We start from the raw sequence: 18,948 nt of genomic DNA, 5'->3' as shown, positions 1-18,948 counted from the left end.
ATTTATTCAATTAATTTTGTCGATAAATAATAAATTTACAAAGTTTTATTAATGACTTTTTGAATTTCGTTTCTGGAAGTTCTTTTATTTGGTCTATCGCTGTAACTCCCAACCGTTCTGCATAATCAAGTACACTTTTTTCAATTTTATACTTTTCCAACATGTTTTGAATCCAACATTGTTCTTCTAATGACAATGTTTTTCCGAATATATCCTTGAAGAATCTTTTCTCATCAGTATTTAAATTGTCCCATAGCAATAAGATAGGCAATGTCACTTTTTGTTCAGTAATATCGCTATATCGTGGTTTTCCTAATATAGTTGTGTCCTGAGTAAGGTCTAATAAATCATCAATAAATTGAAATGCAATCCCTATATTTTCTCCAAAAGAAAACAAGGCATCTTTTTCTGGTAGGTTGTTAATAAATGCAGGTGAAGAAGCGGAACGAGCAAACAACATTGCTGTTTTATTACGGGCTAATTCAGTGCAATCTTCTATTGAAAATGATTCAATGGGTTTTGCAAAGAATTTTAATTCCCCTTCTGCCATTTCCCGAACACAGCGGACAGAGTGAAGGATAATCTCATAATTTTTATAACTCCCTAAAAGTTCTATGGCTCGAGCCACTAAATAATCGCCCCCTAAAACAGCAGCGTGATTGTCCCACAACGTGTTTAATGATTGCCCACCTCTTCGTAATATTGCACGGTCAATTACATCATCATGAGTGAGGGATGCTAAATGGAGTAATTCAAAGGAAGTGCCTAGATATACAAAGGAATCCAAATCCTCTTTACCTATGGCACCTGCACATAGCAAACATACTGCTGGACGTAATAATTTCCCTTTTGCCTTTGGGGCTGTTGCTGGGTCTATTTCCACTAAGTTTAGTGCTTCTTCCCATATCGACTGGACTTCTTGTTCCACTTTTTTTATTGGACTCTGAATAGGTTCATATATTTCTGATAAACTTATTCCTGCTTCTGTTTTCATATTTAATTAGGATTGTTGGTTTGTTGATTGTGCATTTATATCTTCTTTTTCCTGTGGTTTTGCAGGAATAATATTATAATTGATTAAGGACATAAAAATAGATATTAAAGGTGTAATCCAGTTGAAGAAGCAAAAGGGAAGGTAGTGAAAGGTTGAAACGCCCAATACAGAACTTGCGAAGGCTCCACATGTGTTCCAAGGAACTAATACAGATGTAACTGTTGCACCATCCTCCAATACACGTGATAAATTACGCATATCCAAATCCCTTGCCACATAGGAGGCACGAAACATACGCCCCGGAATGATTATGGCTAAATACTGCTCTGCAGCAAAGACATTGAAAATAACACAGGTTACAACGGTAGATGCCATTAATTGCCCTGCGGAATGCACATAGTGTAACATGGTCTCGGCTATTTTCTGGAGCATTCCTGTTGCCTCCATAACACCTCCAAAAAGCATTGCCATAATAATTAAGGAAATGGTTGAAAACATCTTTTCCATACCCCCTGTGGATAATAAGTCATCTAATACGGGAATACCACTTTGTAAGACATATCCATGATAGGCAACATGAATAATTCTCTGATAGTTCTGGGATACGAAGATGGGAAGTTGTGATAACTCTTTAGGTGTGCCATTTTGGAAAATAAATGATAAAATTCCACCTAAAATACAACCTATAGTTAACGCAGGTATGGCTGGGGTTTTTCTCATCGCTAAAAAAATAACCGTAATAGGGACTGCAAAGAATGCCCAGTGAATTGTAAAATTTTGCTCCAATCCTTTGATGATAGCATCTGTTTGATGTATATCTTGATTACCTGCATTATAAAGTAAGCCAATAACTAAAAAAACAATTAAAGTGATGATATAAGAAGGAACCGTTGTATTTAACATATTCTTTACGTGTACAAAAAGATTTGTCCCACTTACTGCTGGCGCAAGATTGGTCGTGTCAGATAGGGGAGACATCTTATCTCCGAGGTAAGCACCTGAAATGATTGCCCCTGCGATTAGTGGTTCGGAATATCCTAAAGCCTTGCCAATCCCCATTAGCGCCACACCTATAGTTCCCATCGTAGACCAACTACTACCAATTGCTAAAGAGACAATAGAACAAATGATACACGCCACAATAGGGAACGATTTTGTCGTAAGTATTTTTACTCCATAGTAAATGACCGTGGGTACAATACCTCCCTGTATCCATAATGCAATAGTTGCCCCGACAATTAATAGAATAATGATTGCCTCCATTGCCAGTACGATAGAGTGAATTGCCTTTTTTTCGATGTCTCGATAGGATAAACCTAATTTTGTATGTCCAATAATTCCTCCTATGATAGAGGAAATTAGCAAGGCTACTTGACAGGGACCTGAAGTGGCTTCATCTCCAAACAGCCAGACGTTAATTACCAAAAGGACAATCAATAAAATACAGGGTAGGAGTGCTAATTTTAATGTTACTGCATTTTCTTTCATGAGACTTTATTATGTTTAATTACATCTTTTGATAAAAAAGTGTATTTATAGTAGTGTTTTTTTAGATAAATTTACAACTTGAAAAAGAGGGGAATAATACGGAGTATGTGATTTGTCTTTTAATAATCAAGTGTTTTATGTAAGGAGTTCGGCTATTTTTAACATAAAATCCCCTAATTTGGCTGCGTATTCTGGCGACCCCTCTGTGATAACTAAGCCTTGTGCCATTGCTTGTACCGTATCTATAGAATTTGTCAAAACAGGCAAAGCGGAATCAATATCAGGGAATCGCATATGCACAAAAGGTTTTCGTAATGTATACATACCTCTACCTGCTTTCGTTTGGCCTGCCTTAATCTTTAACCAGCATGCTATATCTTCATTATCTACAGACCATTGGTAGATCCGTTCGGGTTGTTTGGATGTCCATTTTACCATATCTGGGTCGCCCGCTTTATTCAATTGACTTAATGCAGTTGATACCATATACAACGTCATTTTTACCTTTACTTTTTTATCTATCTCATTTTTAGGTTTTGCATCGGGCATAAGAAGTTTCATGGCTAACAATACGCTAAATACTCTCCAAAGTAAAGAGACGTTTTTTAAACCTTTTATTTTGGGTAATACTAATTTCCCTGTAAAAAAATTTATCATTTTTTTGAGAGAAGAGAAATGGAATGTAATATCAGGATTATCTATTATCTCCTGAATTACTTGAAAATCAAGATTATCAAATTTAATATGAGCACCAATTTTCTGGTTGCCATTTTGTGCTGTAAACTGTACCGTTCCCTGAATATTTTCAAAACGTTTACGGAACGTAGGATGGTCTTCTAATAGAACCTTAATCACGGGTAAAACAGCACGAAAGATAATCTGAGAAATCAGCAGTTCTTTTTCATTCGTGGTCATTAGTATTCGTCCTCCCAGTCCTCTTCTTTTTCAAATTCTTTGCCCAATAATTCTCTTACTTTTTCTACAATACCATCTGTATCAATTTTATAGTAATGCATCAAATCTTCTGGATAACCATGGGGTGTAAATTGGTCAGGTATGCCAACCTTGGTAAAGGCACAAGCTTTCCCACTTTCTGCAATAACTTCGGCTACCGCACTACCTAAACCTCCAATTACATTGTGGTCTTCAAATGTTACAATTCGTCGTGTCTCAGTTATCGCTTTAATAATAGCTTCGCGGTCAATTGGCTTTATGGTGTGCATATTGAGGACTCGAACTGAAATTCCATCTTCACGTCCTAATATTTTAGCCGCTTCCACTGCATGATAAACTACCGCACCACAGGCGATAACTGTTACGTCTGTTCCTGATGCCATTTCTACCGCTTTGCCAATGGTGAAACCATATTGGTCTGTTTCGTATACACGAGGTTCAAAACTACGACCAATACGTATATAAACAGGTCCTTCCACTTCTACACAGGCTTGTACCGCTAAAGCAGTTTCGACCGCATCCGCAGGAACAATTAATTGTATATTGGGAATCGCACGAATAATTGAAAGGTCTTCAATGGAATGGTGGGTTGTACCAGCAGAGCCAAAAGAGGTACCTCCATGAGTAGCAATGATTTTGACATTCAAATTTTGGTAGCAGACGTCGGTTCTGAGAAATTCTACCGCACGCATCGAGGCAAATACTGAGAATGTAGAGACAAAAGGTAATAACCCCACTTTTGCCAAACCTGCTGCTACGCCAAACATGTTTTGCTCTGCTATACCTAAGTTGAAAAATCGGTCTGGAAACTTTTCTCCAAATTTGCCTATTTTGGTCGACTTTGCCAGATCTGCGGACAAGCCTACAATTTTAGGATTAATTTTGCCTAACTCACTCAAAATAAGTCCATATGTTTCTGCTTGGGTCATTTTATCCGCATCATATACTGTCCATGTAAGTCCTCCCACAGGGCTCATCGTTTTTCTCCTATCATGTTAAGGTTATGTTTATGTTAAATCTTCATACATTTTATCTATTGACGCTTTGGCTTTTTCTGCCAACTCCGCATTCAAGCCACCATAGTGCCATGCAGGGTTGTTTTCCATAAAATCTACACCTTTGCCTTTGACAGTATCGCAAATAATCATTGATGGGCCATTAGTATAGGCGAGTGCTTTATCGATGGCTTCACAAATTTGAGGCATATTATGCCCATCTATGACTTGAGTAAACCACCCAAAGGCTTCCCATTTTTTATCTAACGGCTCTAAACTCATTACAGATTCGGTAGGTCCATCAATCATCATGTGATTGCGGTCTAAAAATGCAATAAGATTATTTACTTTATAGTGATTTCCAGCCATTGCCGCTTCCCAGATGGAACCTTCATTGCATTCACCATCACCTAAAACTGCATATATTCTCCAATCTTTTTTCAATACCTTTGCTCCTAATGCCATCCCTAACGCCTGTGAAAGACCATGTCCCATAGAGCCCGTAGAAGCCTCAACACCAATGGCTTTTTTAGAATCCAAATGCATACCAAAAGGGGAACCAAATTGGTTAAATTCTTTAAGAAGTTCAAAATCAAAGTAACCACGATTCGCTAAAATAACTGCATGGCCAACACCACCATGCCCTTTGCTTAGAACCAAGCGATCCCGGTCTTCCCAATTCGGATTTTTAGGGTCAATACGGAGATATTTCCAATATAATACCACCATAAAATCAACCATACTTAAAGACCCACCAATATGAGAGCCACCCGACCAGTGTGTGACATCTACAATATCTTTTCTAATTTTTTTTGCAATCTTACGTAGTTCATTATGTTCATGTTCCGATAAAGGCATAGATTACAACTCCTTATTATTTATGGTTTATTTTACATAGATGATTTTATGGATTTGAAAGCGTCATCACAAATTTCCCATGTCTTTTGAATATCACTTTCAGTATGAGCCATAGATAAGAACCAATTGTGATGAGATGTAAAGAAGGCACCTCGTTTCGTGCATTCTGCACACCATTTTTGGTGAAGTTGAAATGTTGGGTCATCTGTTATGCGATAATATGCCATTGCAGGATGCCCAGTAACTTTTAAGTTAAAGCCATGGTCTTTTGCTATTTTAATCAAACCATCATTAAATTTTACACCGAGGTTATACAAATGTTCTGGTGTATTCAATCGTTTTAACTCTTGTAAATTAGCAATAGCTGCCGACATATATGCCGCAGAATACCAGTAACTACCTGTATGAAAGACTTTGGATGCGGTAACCCTTAGTTCTTCTTTGCCGACCAATGCGGAGATAGGATAGCCATTTGCGATGGCTTTGCAGAAACAGATAAGGTCGGGCTTAAATTTGAAAAATTCATTGGAACCTCCTAAATGGAGACGGAAACCTGCCCGAACATCATCACATATTAGAATAACACCATGTTTTCGGAGTAGATTTTGTACAGCAGACCAATATCCTTCTGCAGGATATTCATTATCCGCAAAAACTGGGTGATGATAAGGAGATGATATAAAACCTGCCACTTGACCATAATTTTCTTCTAATACCTGCTCCAACGCTTTAATATCATTCCATGGAATACGAATCACATTTGCCACATCTTCCTCCGTAACGCCAGGATGTCCTATGCCTTGCATCCATGGTGCGGTTCCGTGGTAGCCACCTTTAATAGCAATGATTTTCTTTCTACCAGTAGCAGCACGTGCTATCATTACAGCATAGTTTGTTACATCCGCACCATTCTTGGCAAAGAATGCCCAATCTGCAACGGGTATTAAATCAACCAAAAGTTCGGCTAACTCGACCATTTTGGTTGAGGCAATACTATTTACATCTGCTTGCTTTAATTGGTTAATGAATGCCTCGTCTACTACGGGGTTGTGGTAGCCAAGAATCATAGGACCATAAGCACACATATAATCAATAAATTCATTTCCATCTACGTCCCAAAAACGACAGCCATCAGCTTTCGTACTAAAAAAGGGATAGGCATTGGTGGGAACACAGGGTGCAGGGCTGAAATGCCCATAAACACCGCATGGAATAACACGAACTGCTCGTTCAAACCACGTTTGATTTTGATGATATTCATATACTTGCATAAATCAGGCTCCTTATCCATCTATGAAATGTATTCTGTGATTCTTCCTAATACAAGACCAACATTGTCAATAATTGGGATTATCCCTGAAATATGAATCTTTCCAAGACCTAATCCTGCAAAGGTGTCTAATTTGTTGTTGAGTAGAAGCTCGGCAGTCTCTAAGTCGTTTAAACTTAATGTTGATGTAACTCCTTGAGGAGATATTTCATCTATAAATTGCCAGCGACCTTGAATATATCCAAAATAAGCAGAAAAACCAATACTTTCAATGGAAATTTTAAGTATCCCTGCGGGAGTGCCTGCAAGAATTTTCTTTGAAATGTCATCTTTTTCAGCAAGAACTTCTGCTGCTCTTAATGCGGTTTTTAATTGAAGTATCGCATATATTTTCCGTTCCTCTTCTGAATAATTTTGTCCACTTTTTAGATAATATTCTAATCTTTTTGTTAGAGCATCAAAGCCCTTTTTGAGAAATGAAATATGGGTGAAACCTTTTAAGGGAATAGGTATTTTACCCTGTTCAAAAACTTGAACTGCATGCGTCGGATTGAGAAGGAGGAGATGAATGGTCGGACTCTCATCTTTCTCGGGTGAATATGTTACAGTCCCATCTTTAATTTTTAAAAATGCCTTTTCACCGGTACGAAGGGAAAATAAAATTTTTTGATTTGCATTGGCAATAATCTCTTTTGCTTTACTGTCGAGATTAACAAGGTCAGATAAGCCAGGAAATATAGCCCTTAAATAAAGAGATGCTTTTATACTGTCCGTATTAAGTTTCTGTGAATCAGTATTGCAAAAAGGGCAGGTGGTCACACTCATAATCTGATTCCTTTTAATTAAAATTGGTTTTACAGAGTAATAATATTACAAATTTATAACTAATTTTACAAGTTTTTATTGAGTTTTTAGTTTGTGGAAAATAAGACTACGTTTCTTTTGGCTTATCTTTTGAAATGTCTTTGAATTGAATAATACTTCGATGTTCTGGATATTTAGGAAGAAATTTGTCATATGTCTCGCGGATAATTTTTAGGTCTTCTTCAACGTTTCCTGTTGGAATGAATGCAATGCCAGAATTTCCTACTCGTTTTGTTCGGTAATCCCAGAAGCCTAATACAATAGGAACCTTTGCCTGGTATGCTATTTGATAAAATCCACTTTTCCAATGGTCACTAAAAAAACGGGTTCCTTCTGGTGCAATACCTAAAACAAAATTATCATTGTTATTAAACAATTCTACTGCAACCTCTACCAGCCGATGAGGAGAAGAACGTTCAACAGGAATTCCACCTATTTTTTTAAGAAACCATCCAAATACACCTTTAAACAGGGAACCTTTTCCTAACCAGTTGCCACGAACTCGTAACGCAAATGTGCACAAAATTCCTACAATACCATCCCAATTTGATGTATGTGGTGCAAAAATAGCGACATATTTTGGATAGGGAGGTGGAGGACCTTGAGCTTTCCAACCTAAACACCACAATATAAACCGTGCACCAAGACATAATATGATATTCACTTTTCCCGTACGTGCCTTGACCATAACATATCCTTTATAAATTAACAATAGTTTGACACCTAACAGTTATATTATAAACAATCAATTTCTTAACATTTCAACTATTAAATAGATACATCCTCACTGTTGAATGCCTGTTTTTATTTGTAGTTTAAATTACATCTTTGTAAGGATTTTAGGAATATATGGAACTAAACTACGATTTGTTTATCAATGTTAAAAACATTTGTAAACTTTGGATATATAGCTTTATTCGTAACAAACGAATGAACACAAAAAAATGTAAATCTTCTATTACTTATTGGGTTGTATGTTGATGTCTTATATCGATAATTTTTTAAATTATTATTTTTAGAGTTAGTGATTAAATAAGAAATATTTTAATCAATGATAGGTAACACTTCTTTACCTTTTCCCTGTGCGATAAGTGAGACGTAATTTTGTAGGTCTTTTTGGGTATTTTTATCTGTAAGGTCGATGACTCGTTTTTGTTCTGCAGACATATAGGCCGCTTGGCAAAGCTTAGTTATTTCTAATCCATACTCGAAATTTAAGAAGGCGTCCTTTCCTTTTTGAAATGCATTTACAGCGTCACAAATTTCGTCTACATATCCGTATAAGTCGGGTTCATTGGGTTCTACAATTAATAGGCCTCGGCTTGCAGTGGATTTTTCAAGGGCTGATTCTGCATCTGCCACTGCTTCTGCTGCAGAGTCTCCAATGAATACTTGCAAAGATGACATTTGTGAATTAAATTCAAAAGCATATCCTGGACCTAAACCGTCCATCATAAGTCTTAACCCTTGTTTGTCATACATCCAGGAATTCGTAAATTGCCCTTTAACTAATTGACCTGTTTTTGGATTTTGGAAGGTAATAATGCCTGTTGCAAAATCTTCGCCAGGTGTTTTGCTGTAATCAACGCCTGTCTTTTTTAGTAATTGTTTACGCCAATAAGGCAAACCCCATTTAAGTAAACCTACCTCTGCGGAGACGCTAATGGGTTTAAGATATGTAACAGGTTTTCCTTGAGGTGTTAAAACATACCAACAGCAAGCAATGCTGTGACAACCCATATCACAAAGGACACCACCACCCTGTCTTGTTGGGTCCCAGAACCATCCTTCATGAGGTCCAGAATGTTCTTCAGATGAACGTGCTAAGGCAATAGGTCCCATTACAGATTCTACATGGGCTAATTGTGATTTTTGACTACGGATTGCTTTCATATGTAGTTGATTTTCAAAGTAAGCAGTCGGTAATTTGGTTGATTTAGCAATAGATACTAACTCCACAGCCTCTTTGACCGTTCTTCCTAATGGTTTTTCGCAGATAATTCCTTTAATGGGTGCGCCCGCTTTTACAGCTTCGGCAATGTTGCCCATAATTTCTAACCTTGCAAAATTGGGGGCAAAAATAGCCACCGCATCTGCATTAAAGCAGAGGTCTTTTATATTTTTATATACTTTACAATCTCCGACTCCGAGTCTTTTTGATAATGTAGAAAGTTCAGAGGCACCTTTTAATGCATAAACTCCAGCAAGTTCAACATCGCGAACGCTTTGTAATGCTTTTGTCTGAAAACGGGCAATAAAACCTGCACCGATAAACCCTAATTTGAAATTGCTCATAAAATTCTCCTTATTTTTTGAGGGTTTAAATTAAATTTGTTATTACAATAATACTAAATAATAAGTGAATATGCAACCTCTCTCTCCTAATTGTTTTATAAGAGTCGGTTATAACACAAAATAACGAGCAATCAGCAGAATTTTAATGAAACCTTTTTGTTTATTTGAGGTTCAAATAGGTGATGAATATTATTATTGTTAGAAACTAAAATGTTTGACATTTAACATATATCCATGTTAGAATAGTTACGGGCATTTATGATTAAACCTATTTAACTTAAAAGAGTATGAAAGGAGGTGTAAGGATGGCGGATACAACTATTTTGATTGGTAAGATAAAGGAAATTATCGCCAACCGTTTGAACCGTTCACTTGACGAGGTCACGGATGAGGCGCGTTTCATAGAAGACCTTGGAGCGGATTCGCTCGATTTGACTGAATTATTAATGACACTGGAAGAAGAATTTAACATCCAATTGGATGATGATGCTAATCAGATTATTACAGTAGGTGATGCGATTAGATATGTTCAATCCAGAATGAAGTAAAAGTTATATATCTTACGTTAAGTAAATTGCCTGTGAATAGATATTCACAGGCAATTTTATTTTGTATTCGTTTTCCAAGTTGGATATGTGTATCTAAATCTGATAAAATATAGAAGTTATGTTTTTAATCTCATAAGTATTAATATTATGGAAATAGAGAACGAGGGTAATTGGGAATCTTTATTTTTATCTTGGGCAAGAAAATTGAGATTCAAACCCAAGGATGTAAACTTATTTAAGATGGCACTTACACATAGTTCTTTATATGCAAATAAAAATCTATCAGGTAGATGTATGTTTGAATCATTAGAATTTTTAGGTGATGCCGTTTTGGGATTAGCAATTGCAGAATATATTTATAAACTAAAACCCAATTCATCTCCTGGTGAATTGACTTTGATGCACACTGCAATTATTAAAAGTCAATCCTTAAGTAATATAGCCAGAGAGATTAAACTTTCGGATATTATCCTGATGAGTAAGGGAGAAGAATCTTCAGGTGGGAGAAATAAGGATTCTATCCTTGAAGATGCATTAGAGGCATTTGTTGGAGCTTTATATATTGATCAAGGCTGGGCACGGGTTAAAAAGTTTATTTACAAAATTTTTCGTAGTCAGTTAGAAAAGGTTTTGGAGGTGCAGAAAGATTCAAAAACGGTTCTTCAAGAATTCTGTCATAAATATCACTTTTCTAATCCTGAATACAGGGTTATTGAAGAAGAAGGACCCGAACATCAGAAATTATTTAAGGTCGTTGTTTTTATAAATAATGAGCCGATTGCTTTTGGAGAAGGTAAGTCAAAGAAGATAGCATCTCATAATGCAGCCCAGAATGCGATGGCTCTTTACCAAATGACACTAAATAATAAAAAAGTAATAAAAAAGGATGAAGAAAAATATAGAGATAAAGTAGGAAAGTCTTTTAAAGAACGTAGATAAAGTATAAACAAAAACACAAACGATGAAAGGAGTATATTGTATGATGGGATTAGGTTATTTAAAAATTGCAGGAGCGGCGTCAGTTCTTGCATTGTTAGTCGTTGCCTATATGATTCAGTATGTACTGACAAAATCACAGGGCAATGAAAAAATGGCGCGAATTTCAAAAGCGGTTCAGGAAGGTGCCCTCGCTTTCCTGTTACGCGAATATCGCTATGTGATGGCTACTGTGTTGATAATAGCGGTATTAATTGCCATTGTGGGTGAGATGAGACCCGATTTGCCATTAGGGTGGAAAACTTCTATCGCATTTATCATAGGTGCGGTAGCCAGTGCAATGGCGGGTTTCTTAGGTATGTTTATTGCTACCCGTTCCAATGCCAGAACCACAGAAGCGGCTCGTGCCGGTGGCGTAAAAGCGGCTATTGATGTGGCTGTCAGTGGTGGTTCCGTTATGGGATTAGGTGTAGTTGGGATTGCGACCTTTCTTTTAGTTGTCGTTTACAAATTATTTAATGGACAAGCACAAATTGTTAATGGATATGCAATGGGTGCCTCATTAGTAGCACTTTTTGCACGGTCTGGTGGTGGTATTTATACCAAAGGTGCGGATATGGGTGCTGACCTTGTCGGTAAAGTAGAAGCAGGTATTCCTGAAGATGACCCACGTAATCCTGCGGTTATCGCAGATAATGTGGGTGATAATGTAGGCGATGTTGCCGGTTTGGGTGCCGACTTATTAGAATCGTATGTTGAATCAATCATTGCGAGTTTAGCGGTAGCAAGTATAATTACTATTAAAGCCTCTGCGAGTGAATCGATGTATGTTACTTCGTTCCCATTCCTTACCGCAGCAGTTGGTATTGTTGCCTCTGTTATAGGTGTGTTTTATGTTAAATTCTTTGCTAAAAATGACCCTCAAAGTGCCTTGATGTGGGGAACCTATGTAAGTGCTGGACTTACAATTATCGGTGTTCTTTTATTGGGTTATATGATTGGAACAAAATTTACATTAGATGGAACTTCATATCAATGGTGGGGACCTCCAATAGCGTGTATTCTCGGTATTATTTCAGGAGTTATTGTTGGATTTACAAGTGAATATTTTACCTCTGGGAAATATAAACCTGTCCAGAAATTAGCAGAAGAAGCACAATCTGGTCCGGCTGTTGCAGTGGTCGGTGGAACTTCTATAGGTATGTTAAGCACTGCTATTCCTACGGTTGTTCTTGCTCTTGCTGTTATCCTTGCATACAAAGTGGGTGGTATGTATGGTGTAGCCCTTGCTTCCTTAGGTATGCTTGCAACAACAGGAATGGTTTTATCCGTAGATGCTTATGGACCCATCGCAGACAATGCAGGTGGTATTGCGGAAATGTCAGGCCTTGACCCCAGTGTCCGTAAAATTACAGATAACTTAGATGCTGTCGGAAATACTACAGCCGCTATCGGGAAAGGTTTCGCTATTGGTAGTGCTGCATTTGCAGCTATTGGTTTATTAAGTGCGTTTATGTTATCTGCTAAATTAGACCCTTCAAAAGTATCCTTGATTGACCCGAAAATCCTTGCAGGATGCTTGATTGGAGGTATGATACCTTTCGTCTTTTGCTCGTTATTATTCGGGGCTGTAAGTAAAAATGCTTATGCGATAATCGCTGAAGTAAGACGGCAATTTAAAGAAATACCGGGACTAAAAGAAGGTAAAGAAGATGTTATGCCTGATAGCAAGAAATGTGTAGATATTGCTACACAGTCCGCTATTAAAGGTATGATGGTCCCCGGTATTTTAGCCATTGTAATCCCTGTTGTTATTGGATTCGGTTTAGGAGCCCCTGCTCTGGCAGGTTTCCTTGTCGGTGCTATTACAACGGGTGTGATGTTAGGTATTCAAATGGCAAACAGTGGTGGCGCCATGGATAACGCAAAGAAATACATCGAAGAAGGTCATTTCGGTGGTAAAGGTTCTGAAGCACATAAAGCAGCAGTTGTCGGTGATACTTATGGTGACCCATTAAAAGACACTGCCGGACCTTCTATTAATATTTTGATTAAGTTAATGTGCGTTATTGCTTTGGTGTTAGCCCCGTTGTTCATATAGTAAAAAATATTGGTTGAGATAAAGTCAGGCACAGGAAACATTTTCCTGTGCCTTTAATTTTTTAAATTTGTAAAAGAGAAATTATGAGATAAGATTTTACTATTCGAGTGGGGATTCTGATAATATTCCTTGAATGCAGGGACGTGGATTGTTTTCGGCAAACAAGTCAAATCTTTTACCATGTGGAAGGTTCTTTATACATAGAATGCAGTTAGAATTTAAGGGAATAGGTCCTTTGAATATATGGTAAAAATGCAATTTATCTGGACTATTTAATTTTAAATAATGGAGACACTTTCCAATTGAAAACATCCCATGAATAATAGGTTTGGGTAATCCTGTAATACGGGCAAATATTTTAGAAAGATGGATTAAATTGTAATCTCCAGAGACACGAGCATATGAAAATGCGTCTTTTCTCGATACATACCAATGATGTTCTTCATCATATTTATCATACGATTCAAAAGAAAATAGTTTCTTTCCATTGCCCGCTTCATCTCTATATTTTTTCGAAAATTTAAGATAGGTGCTTTTACATTCCCATGATGGTTCGGAATTTACTTTAATTACTATTTTTACCGTGATTTCAATACCTTTTTTTGCTAATTGGGTGGAATCTATATAACAAAAGGCTTCCATAACACTATCTTTAGGGATAGGTTTATTTAATGTTATATGATTACTAACATGAAGGAAACCTAATGGATTAATAAGTATGGAAGGATGGCTAAATAATTGTATTTGCATAGGCATTGTTAAAATAAACGGATAACTTATTGGTAAAAAGTCTGATGAAGGTAAGTCAAATAATTTCAAATACTTATCCAATTTTGCTATTGAAAGATTTAATTGTGATGCATAAATCTGAATAGGAGGTGGTTTTAAAAGACTTTTTAAGTCTGACTTTTTTCTCATTAATAAAAAGAGTTTTAATGTAGGATTGAAGTTATAAAGATGAATAGTTTCCATAGAAGAAATGTGCCCTTTTTAGTTAATATTCAATAAATACAATAAATTATATAATATCAAATAAACTTGTTTCAATTTTACTTTAATACTGGACGTCAAATTACTTGAACTTATTTGTGAAAATTATTGATTGGTGAGAACAAAAATAGGCTTTTTTATATTACAGTAACAGGAAACTTTAATTAGGAAATTATTGTTCTTTTTTAACCCTCTTCCATTTATATGGTGGGATTGATGACTCGTTGGGTCGTATAATGTCGTTGCCTATATATTTGCCAATATTGGCGTTCATAGGGGCTTCTTTTGCACCGTCATACGTCTCTTTTTGTTCAGGTGTTAATTCTGGCAATTCTTGTTCTAAAACCGAACATGTCAAGAAAATGAGTAGTTCATTGATTTGTGCTTTTCTTTGATTTGTTCTGAAGACCACATTCAGGACGGGAATATCACCGAGAATAGGCATTTTTTGTACAGTTGTACTATCATTTCGTTTTCTTAATCCCCCCACAAATATGGTTTGTCCGCTATTAATATGGAGTGTACTTGAGACCTGTCTCAGATCTTCAATCGGTACACCATTAAATTCGCCGACAATTGTACTTTCTTTACCCTTTATATCCACTATGACGTGGTTATCATGAGTAACACGTGGTGTCACTTCAAGTACAGTTCCTATCTGTTTGAATCGGGTATTTGTTAAAGCACCACCCTGACTTGTTTGTGATAGGTCAATGTATGGTATTTCCTGAGATATAGTAATAGTTGCAGGTTTATTTTCAATTGTTGCAACAACAGGATTTGAGATGAGGTGACCATTTCTGTTCTGGATTTGTGCCTTTATCACGCCTTTCCAATCAATTTCGTTTGTTAAAATATTAAAGGTTAAATTTCCTATCATGTCACTTGTGGTTGCAGTACCAGCTAAATCAAGTTGTTGTAGATTTCCTATTTTACGACCTTCAGGACCATACATTACGAAGTCACGCCAACTTTGGTCTCTAACTGATTTTAAAAGCCAATCAATACCTGTTTGTGCTTCATCATTTAGTGTAGCATCGACAACCATTGTGTCGATGAGAACTTGTTTGACAGGCATATCAAGGTCTTTTACAATTTCCTTTACTTGTTCGATAACAACAGGAATATCTGTTACAATGATATTTCTTGCTCTTGGGTCAGCAGATACATTTCCCGTTTTGGGAGTAAGGATTTTTTGGAGGGATTTCGCTAACTCTTCTGGGTCAGCATAATTAAGTTTAATGGTAACAGTTTGTGTTGGGATAACTGGTTTTTCTATATCTAATTCTTTTGCCATTTGAGCAAGTCCCTGAATATGTTCTTCAGGACCAGAAACAATAACAACATTGGTAGTATCATTAGCACTAATTGTTATAAATTCACTCCATTTTGTACCTTTGGATATTTCATCTAATACTTTTTTTATTTCTGTTGCTTTTGCATTTTGTAAACGAACGATAGTTGTACTTCTGTCTCCTGCGATAGCATCTTCATAAGGTACAATTCTATAAATATTTTCTTCTTGAAGTAATCCTAATCCATTCATTCTAAGAGCCGCTTCGATTGCTTTGCGAAGGGTTACCTGTTTAAGGCTCATTGTAACATTTCCTTTAAGGTCGGTACCTGCAATTACGTTAATACCAGCCTTATAGGCTAAAAGAGGAACCAATTTTGATAATGGCATTTCTTCGCATTGAAAGTCCGTAATCGTATCTAATCCCTTAGGCGATGGCTTTATTTTCACATCTTCAGCGGACAAAGATTTTTCTTCTATAGGTTTTGTTTCCGGTGTTTTTGCTATTTCTTGTGATGGTTTTTCTTTTTGTTCTATCGAGACAATTTGATTAGTTGTGTCCTCTTCCGCAGACTCTAACTGTCTTAATTCCCGTGTAATTTGAGCAGTAGTGTCTATGGATTGTTTGGGAGCTTCCTCTCTGGGCATTGGAGGTGTAACAGATTCTTCTTCAGGTTTGGCTTCTTCTGTTTTTTGTTCCTGTTTTGGGGTCTCTTCTTTCTGTTCTTCTTCTGTGGCATTTTTTACTTCAGGTTCTTCTTGCTCTTGTGCTGGGGCAGGTTTCTGTTCTTCAACAGCTTCTGCTTCACGGATTTCTATTTTTCTCTCGGGGTTCCCTACATTTCCTACTGAAAGTGATTGGGTTCCTGTTACATCTGTATCTTGAGCAAATGCTTGTTGTGGTTCATGTAGAAGAAGGGCAGGGGAGACCTGCTTTGATAGTTTTAATTCATTTTCTACTCTTAATTTTGAAATAGTATTGTTGAGTGTGTTCAACTTTTCATCTTGTAGAGGTTTATTTTTTGCTATTAGGAGCTGGATATCTTCAATTACACGATTAATATCAGTGTGTGTTTCTGTGTTTGGATTGTGATCTTTTTTGAAAATTATAGATAATCCTGTTTCCCCTTTTTGGATTTCATAACTTTGTGTGTTTTGACAGGTAAATGTATATTCTAAACTTTCAGAATCAACATTAGTACATGTAGCGCGAACTGAATTGGGTGTATGAGAAAGTATTTCATTAGTTATGTTTGTTATATCTGTTTTTTCAGGGAAAATGAGTTTAAGTTTAATTTCATTTGCCTCTTTATTTTCAGATATAAAATACGATATATCTGTATTTGGGCTAATCTTAAATATTGAACTATTATCCTGTTCAACCCAATAGATATAGTTAGCATAATTATTTTGTGAATAAGATAATATATTTAAGAGTAAAATGCAGAAAAGAATACTTACCAATTTTATCTTATTTCTAAAATGGTAATGAATAATAATTTTTTGACAATTTGGTGAATAGAAAAGCCTTTTTTGCATGTTATTGCTCCTTTAATCTTACTGGGAAAATAGTGTCTTCCAGTTTGAAAAGTATCCGGTTTGGTTCAATACTAAACACCTGTATTCTGTCTGGGAATGTATAACCTTCAGGAACTATTTTTCCATCGATGATGGCTAAAGGTTGATACTCATCCCAGATAATTGCAGAGATTTTTTTGTTTAATACTTGACCTGGAGTCACTTCTGATGAAGGTATAGGAACTTCAGATTCAAATATTGATTTCTTTATCACCCCTACTAAAGGTGTCATAGGATTTCTTAATGGAGGAGTTTGTTGATAATCAAATTGAACTATTCTAATAGCAGATAATAAATCTTCGATAACTTTATCAACATCTTGTTCTAATGTCTGTATTGACGGATTAATTTCTCCTGTAATTGTGGTTTTTTGCTGTGTGGTAACAGGAGTTGATTCTGTTTTTGTTTGTGATGTGGTTGGGGTTGTAGATGTGGTTGGTGGCTTTGGTTTATTCAATACAAATTGATAAAAGAGTACACCTATGAGTGCCACAAGTAATACACCAGCAATAATAATTTGTTGTCTGTTTTGCATATTTATGACTTCTTCTGTTCTTGGGTTCCTTTATCTTCTTGTTCAACAAAACGAAATGTGCTTAGCACAAATTTTGCTTCACAAATACCTTCTTTTTCGGGTCCAATATCAAGGTCGGAAATTTTTAGGTATCGTTGGTCTTTTTCTAATAAATTTATAAATGCCACTATTTGATGGAATGAGCCTTTAGCAACAACCTGATAAGGGATGACTTCTTTGGATGCATCAACCGTTGTTGGTAACGGTGTAAGTTGTGTTTTTAATCCTAAACTATCTCCCATATTTTCAAATTGTTTCATAAGTTTCGGGACTTCTCGCTTTTCGGGCAGTCGTTCATTAAACAGGGTAACTAAATTATCCATTTTTTTGGCTTGATTTTGTAATTTGTCATAGTTTTTGACTGTCTCTTTCGCATCCCTAATTTTCTTTTCTAAATCTTTGATTTCATTTTGTATTGTAGTAATTTTATTTTGTTGTGGGATAAATAGAAAGAGATATGCACCAATACTCAGTCCAATGACTATGGCAATGGCTATACCTAATACCGCCCAGTCTTTTAACGTTATTTTGCCTCGAAATAGGTCTATCATTCTATACTCCTGGTGTTGTTTCGATTAAATATTCAAGAGTAAATTTACGAACAGCAAATCCATTAAATTCAGTATCTTCAATTTTGGGACGCAATAATGAAAACTGTTTTACAAAATCGGGTGCTTTTTGTGGGTCTGTTGTGTTTTCTATGAGTGGAGAAATTTGTCGTTCACCTTGTTCTCCACTGATAACATAACCAGTAATCTCAAGAATAGGTTTTTTTACATTTTTTTGTTCTGATAGAGGTTCTTTTGTTTTAGGGTCAAGGATAGGTTTGCCCGTTTTGGGGTCGGTCTTTATAACTTTTTCGCGAAATGTTTGAAATGTTACACGTATACGATCGTACCAAACGTTCTCAGGGGTTAAATTCGCAAGCTGGAAAAGATTTTCAGACCAGATAATACGGTCGCTTAATATTTCCTGAATAACAGCAACTCTTTTTTCAAGTAATTGTTTTTTCTTGTCTAATTTTCTATATTCATTTACAATTCCTGATAAGGTAATAAATTCGCCATCCTCATTTTTTAGTTCTGTGGGAGAATCATATTCCTTTTGGAGACTATTTTTTTGAGCGAGTAATATGGCAGTTTTGCGATACATTGATATATGAGACCTCTGAACAAGAGGAGTGAGGGGTTTTTATATAAATTATACACA

At 36.2% G+C, this 18,948-nt stretch carries 17 protein-coding genes; 3 read left to right on the top strand and 14 right to left on the bottom strand.

Annotation, left to right across the window (positions count from 1 at the left end):
• Positions 1-10: 10 nt before the first annotated feature.
• The 9 genes from PLJ10_06635 to PLJ10_06595 form a co-directional block, all read right to left on the bottom strand.
• Complete coding sequence (locus tag PLJ10_06635; GenBank protein HOK09322.1) at positions 11-994, bottom strand: polyprenyl synthetase family protein; 984 nt, start codon at positions 992-994, stop codon at positions 11-13.
• Between the two features lie 6 nt (positions 995-1,000).
• The gene (gene nhaC, locus PLJ10_06630) at positions 1,001-2,482 is read right to left on the bottom strand and encodes a Na+/H+ antiporter NhaC (GenBank protein ID HOK09321.1); all 1,482 of its coding nucleotides are present in this window, start codon (positions 2,480-2,482) and stop codon (positions 1,001-1,003) included.
• Positions 2,483-2,617: 135 nt separating this feature from the next.
• Positions 2,618-3,397, bottom strand: a complete 780-nt coding sequence (locus tag PLJ10_06625) for a hypothetical protein (GenBank protein HOK09320.1) — start codon at positions 3,395-3,397, stop codon at positions 2,618-2,620.
• Positions 3,397-4,413 (bottom strand): transketolase C-terminal domain-containing protein, encoded by a 1,017-nt coding sequence (locus PLJ10_06620; GenBank protein HOK09319.1) that lies wholly within the window; start codon positions 4,411-4,413, stop codon positions 3,397-3,399. The genes PLJ10_06625 and PLJ10_06620 overlap by 1 nt, the downstream gene beginning before the upstream one ends.
• Before the next feature lie 30 nt (positions 4,414-4,443).
• Entirely contained in the window at positions 4,444-5,289 is an 846-nt protein-coding gene (locus PLJ10_06615) for a transketolase (protein HOK09318.1), read from the bottom strand.
• A 32-nt stretch (positions 5,290-5,321) separates the two neighbouring features.
• Positions 5,322-6,560: an aminotransferase class III-fold pyridoxal phosphate-dependent enzyme gene (locus tag PLJ10_06610; protein ID HOK09317.1), complete on the bottom strand. Its 1,239-nt coding sequence runs from the start codon at positions 6,558-6,560 to the stop codon at positions 5,322-5,324.
• Between the two features lie 20 nt (positions 6,561-6,580).
• The gene (locus tag PLJ10_06605) at positions 6,581-7,384 is read right to left on the bottom strand and encodes a hypothetical protein (protein ID HOK09316.1); all 804 of its coding nucleotides are present in this window, start codon (positions 7,382-7,384) and stop codon (positions 6,581-6,583) included.
• 106 nt (positions 7,385-7,490) lie between these two features.
• Entirely contained in the window at positions 7,491-8,111 is a 621-nt protein-coding gene (locus tag PLJ10_06600) for a lysophospholipid acyltransferase family protein (GenBank protein HOK09315.1), read from the bottom strand.
• Positions 8,112-8,467: 356 nt separating this feature from the next.
• Positions 8,468-9,718, bottom strand: coding sequence for a Gfo/Idh/MocA family oxidoreductase (locus PLJ10_06595; protein ID HOK09314.1), 1,251 nt, complete (start codon positions 9,716-9,718; stop codon positions 8,468-8,470).
• 305 nt (positions 9,719-10,023) lie between these two features.
• Here PLJ10_06595 and acpP point away from each other — a divergent pair, with 305 nt between their 5' ends.
• The 3 genes from acpP to PLJ10_06580 all read left to right on the top strand — a co-directional run bounded on the left by acpP (position 10,024) and on the right by PLJ10_06580 (position 13,303).
• Positions 10,024-10,266 carry an acyl carrier protein gene (gene acpP, locus PLJ10_06590; protein ID HOK09313.1) on the top strand — a complete coding sequence of 81 codons (243 nt, stop codon included), beginning with the start codon at positions 10,024-10,026 and terminating at the stop codon, positions 10,264-10,266.
• Positions 10,267-10,413: 147 nt separating this feature from the next.
• Positions 10,414-11,205, top strand: a complete 792-nt coding sequence (gene rnc / locus PLJ10_06585) for a ribonuclease III (GenBank protein ID HOK09312.1) — start codon at positions 10,414-10,416, stop codon at positions 11,203-11,205.
• 40 nt (positions 11,206-11,245) lie between these two features.
• Entirely contained in the window at positions 11,246-13,303 is a 2,058-nt protein-coding gene (locus PLJ10_06580; GenBank protein HOK09311.1) for a sodium-translocating pyrophosphatase, read from the top strand.
• 99 nt (positions 13,304-13,402) lie between these two features.
• On the opposite strand, the gene PLJ10_06575 is transcribed toward PLJ10_06580, so the two are convergent.
• The 5 genes from PLJ10_06575 to PLJ10_06555 form a co-directional block, all read right to left on the bottom strand.
• On the bottom strand, positions 13,403-14,275 hold the full coding sequence (locus PLJ10_06575; protein ID HOK09310.1) for a MaoC/PaaZ C-terminal domain-containing protein: 873 nt from the start codon (positions 14,273-14,275) through the stop codon (positions 13,403-13,405).
• A 190-nt stretch (positions 14,276-14,465) separates the two neighbouring features.
• A complete protein-coding gene (locus tag PLJ10_06570) occupies positions 14,466-17,126 on the bottom strand; it encodes a secretin N-terminal domain-containing protein (GenBank protein ID HOK09309.1) in 2,661 nt (886 codons plus the stop codon).
• A 1-nt stretch (position 17,127) separates the two neighbouring features.
• Complete coding sequence (locus tag PLJ10_06565; protein HOK09308.1) at positions 17,128-17,700, bottom strand: hypothetical protein; 573 nt, start codon at positions 17,698-17,700, stop codon at positions 17,128-17,130.
• 2 nt (positions 17,701-17,702) lie between these two features.
• Positions 17,703-18,290: a type 4a pilus biogenesis protein PilO gene (gene pilO / locus PLJ10_06560; GenBank protein HOK09307.1), complete on the bottom strand. Its 588-nt coding sequence runs from the start codon at positions 18,288-18,290 to the stop codon at positions 17,703-17,705.
• A 1-nt stretch (position 18,291) separates the two neighbouring features.
• Positions 18,292-18,891, bottom strand: coding sequence for a hypothetical protein (locus tag PLJ10_06555; protein ID HOK09306.1), 600 nt, complete (start codon positions 18,889-18,891; stop codon positions 18,292-18,294).
• Positions 18,892-18,948 lie beyond the last annotated feature (57 nt).

This window comes from Candidatus Hydrogenedens sp., assembly GCA_035361075.1.
Lineage (GTDB): Bacteria > Hydrogenedentota > Hydrogenedentia > Hydrogenedentales > Hydrogenedentaceae > Hydrogenedens.
This window is presented reverse-complemented; position numbering and strand designations above follow the sequence as displayed.

Bases quoted from the DNA above. Each gene is read 5' to 3' on its own strand.
- PLJ10_06570 (HOK09309.1), bottom strand. From the start codon at position 17,126: ATGCAAAAAAGGCTTTTCTATTCACCAAATTGTCAAAAAATTATTATT.
- PLJ10_06620 (HOK09319.1), bottom strand. From the start codon at position 4,413: ATGAGCCCTGTGGGAGGACTTACATGGACAGTATATGATGCGGATAAA.
- PLJ10_06625 (HOK09320.1), bottom strand. From the start codon at position 3,397: ATGACCACGAATGAAAAAGAACTGCTGATTTCTCAGATTATCTTTCGT.
- acpP (HOK09313.1), top strand. From the start codon at position 10,024: ATGGCGGATACAACTATTTTGATTGGTAAGATAAAGGAAATTATCGCC.
- PLJ10_06610 (HOK09317.1), bottom strand. From the start codon at position 6,560: ATGCAAGTATATGAATATCATCAAAATCAAACGTGGTTTGAACGAGCA.
- PLJ10_06595 (HOK09314.1), bottom strand. From the start codon at position 9,718: ATGAGCAATTTCAAATTAGGGTTTATCGGTGCAGGTTTTATTGCCCGT.
- nhaC (HOK09321.1), bottom strand. From the start codon at position 2,482: ATGAAAGAAAATGCAGTAACATTAAAATTAGCACTCCTACCCTGTATT.
- pilO (HOK09307.1), bottom strand. From the start codon at position 18,290: ATGATAGACCTATTTCGAGGCAAAATAACGTTAAAAGACTGGGCGGTA.
- PLJ10_06600 (HOK09315.1), bottom strand. From the start codon at position 8,111: ATGGTCAAGGCACGTACGGGAAAAGTGAATATCATATTATGTCTTGGT.
- PLJ10_06605 (HOK09316.1), bottom strand. From the start codon at position 7,384: ATGAGTGTGACCACCTGCCCTTTTTGCAATACTGATTCACAGAAACTT.
- PLJ10_06635 (HOK09322.1), bottom strand. From the start codon at position 994: ATGAAAACAGAAGCAGGAATAAGTTTATCAGAAATATATGAACCTATT.
- PLJ10_06555 (HOK09306.1), bottom strand. From the start codon at position 18,891: ATGTATCGCAAAACTGCCATATTACTCGCTCAAAAAAATAGTCTCCAA.
- rnc (HOK09312.1), top strand. From the start codon at position 10,414: ATGGAAATAGAGAACGAGGGTAATTGGGAATCTTTATTTTTATCTTGG.
- PLJ10_06565 (HOK09308.1), bottom strand. From the start codon at position 17,700: ATGCAAAACAGACAACAAATTATTATTGCTGGTGTATTACTTGTGGCA.
- PLJ10_06580 (HOK09311.1), top strand. From the start codon at position 11,246: ATGATGGGATTAGGTTATTTAAAAATTGCAGGAGCGGCGTCAGTTCTT.
- PLJ10_06575 (HOK09310.1), bottom strand. From the start codon at position 14,275: ATGGAAACTATTCATCTTTATAACTTCAATCCTACATTAAAACTCTTT.
- PLJ10_06615 (HOK09318.1), bottom strand. From the start codon at position 5,289: ATGCCTTTATCGGAACATGAACATAATGAACTACGTAAGATTGCAAAA.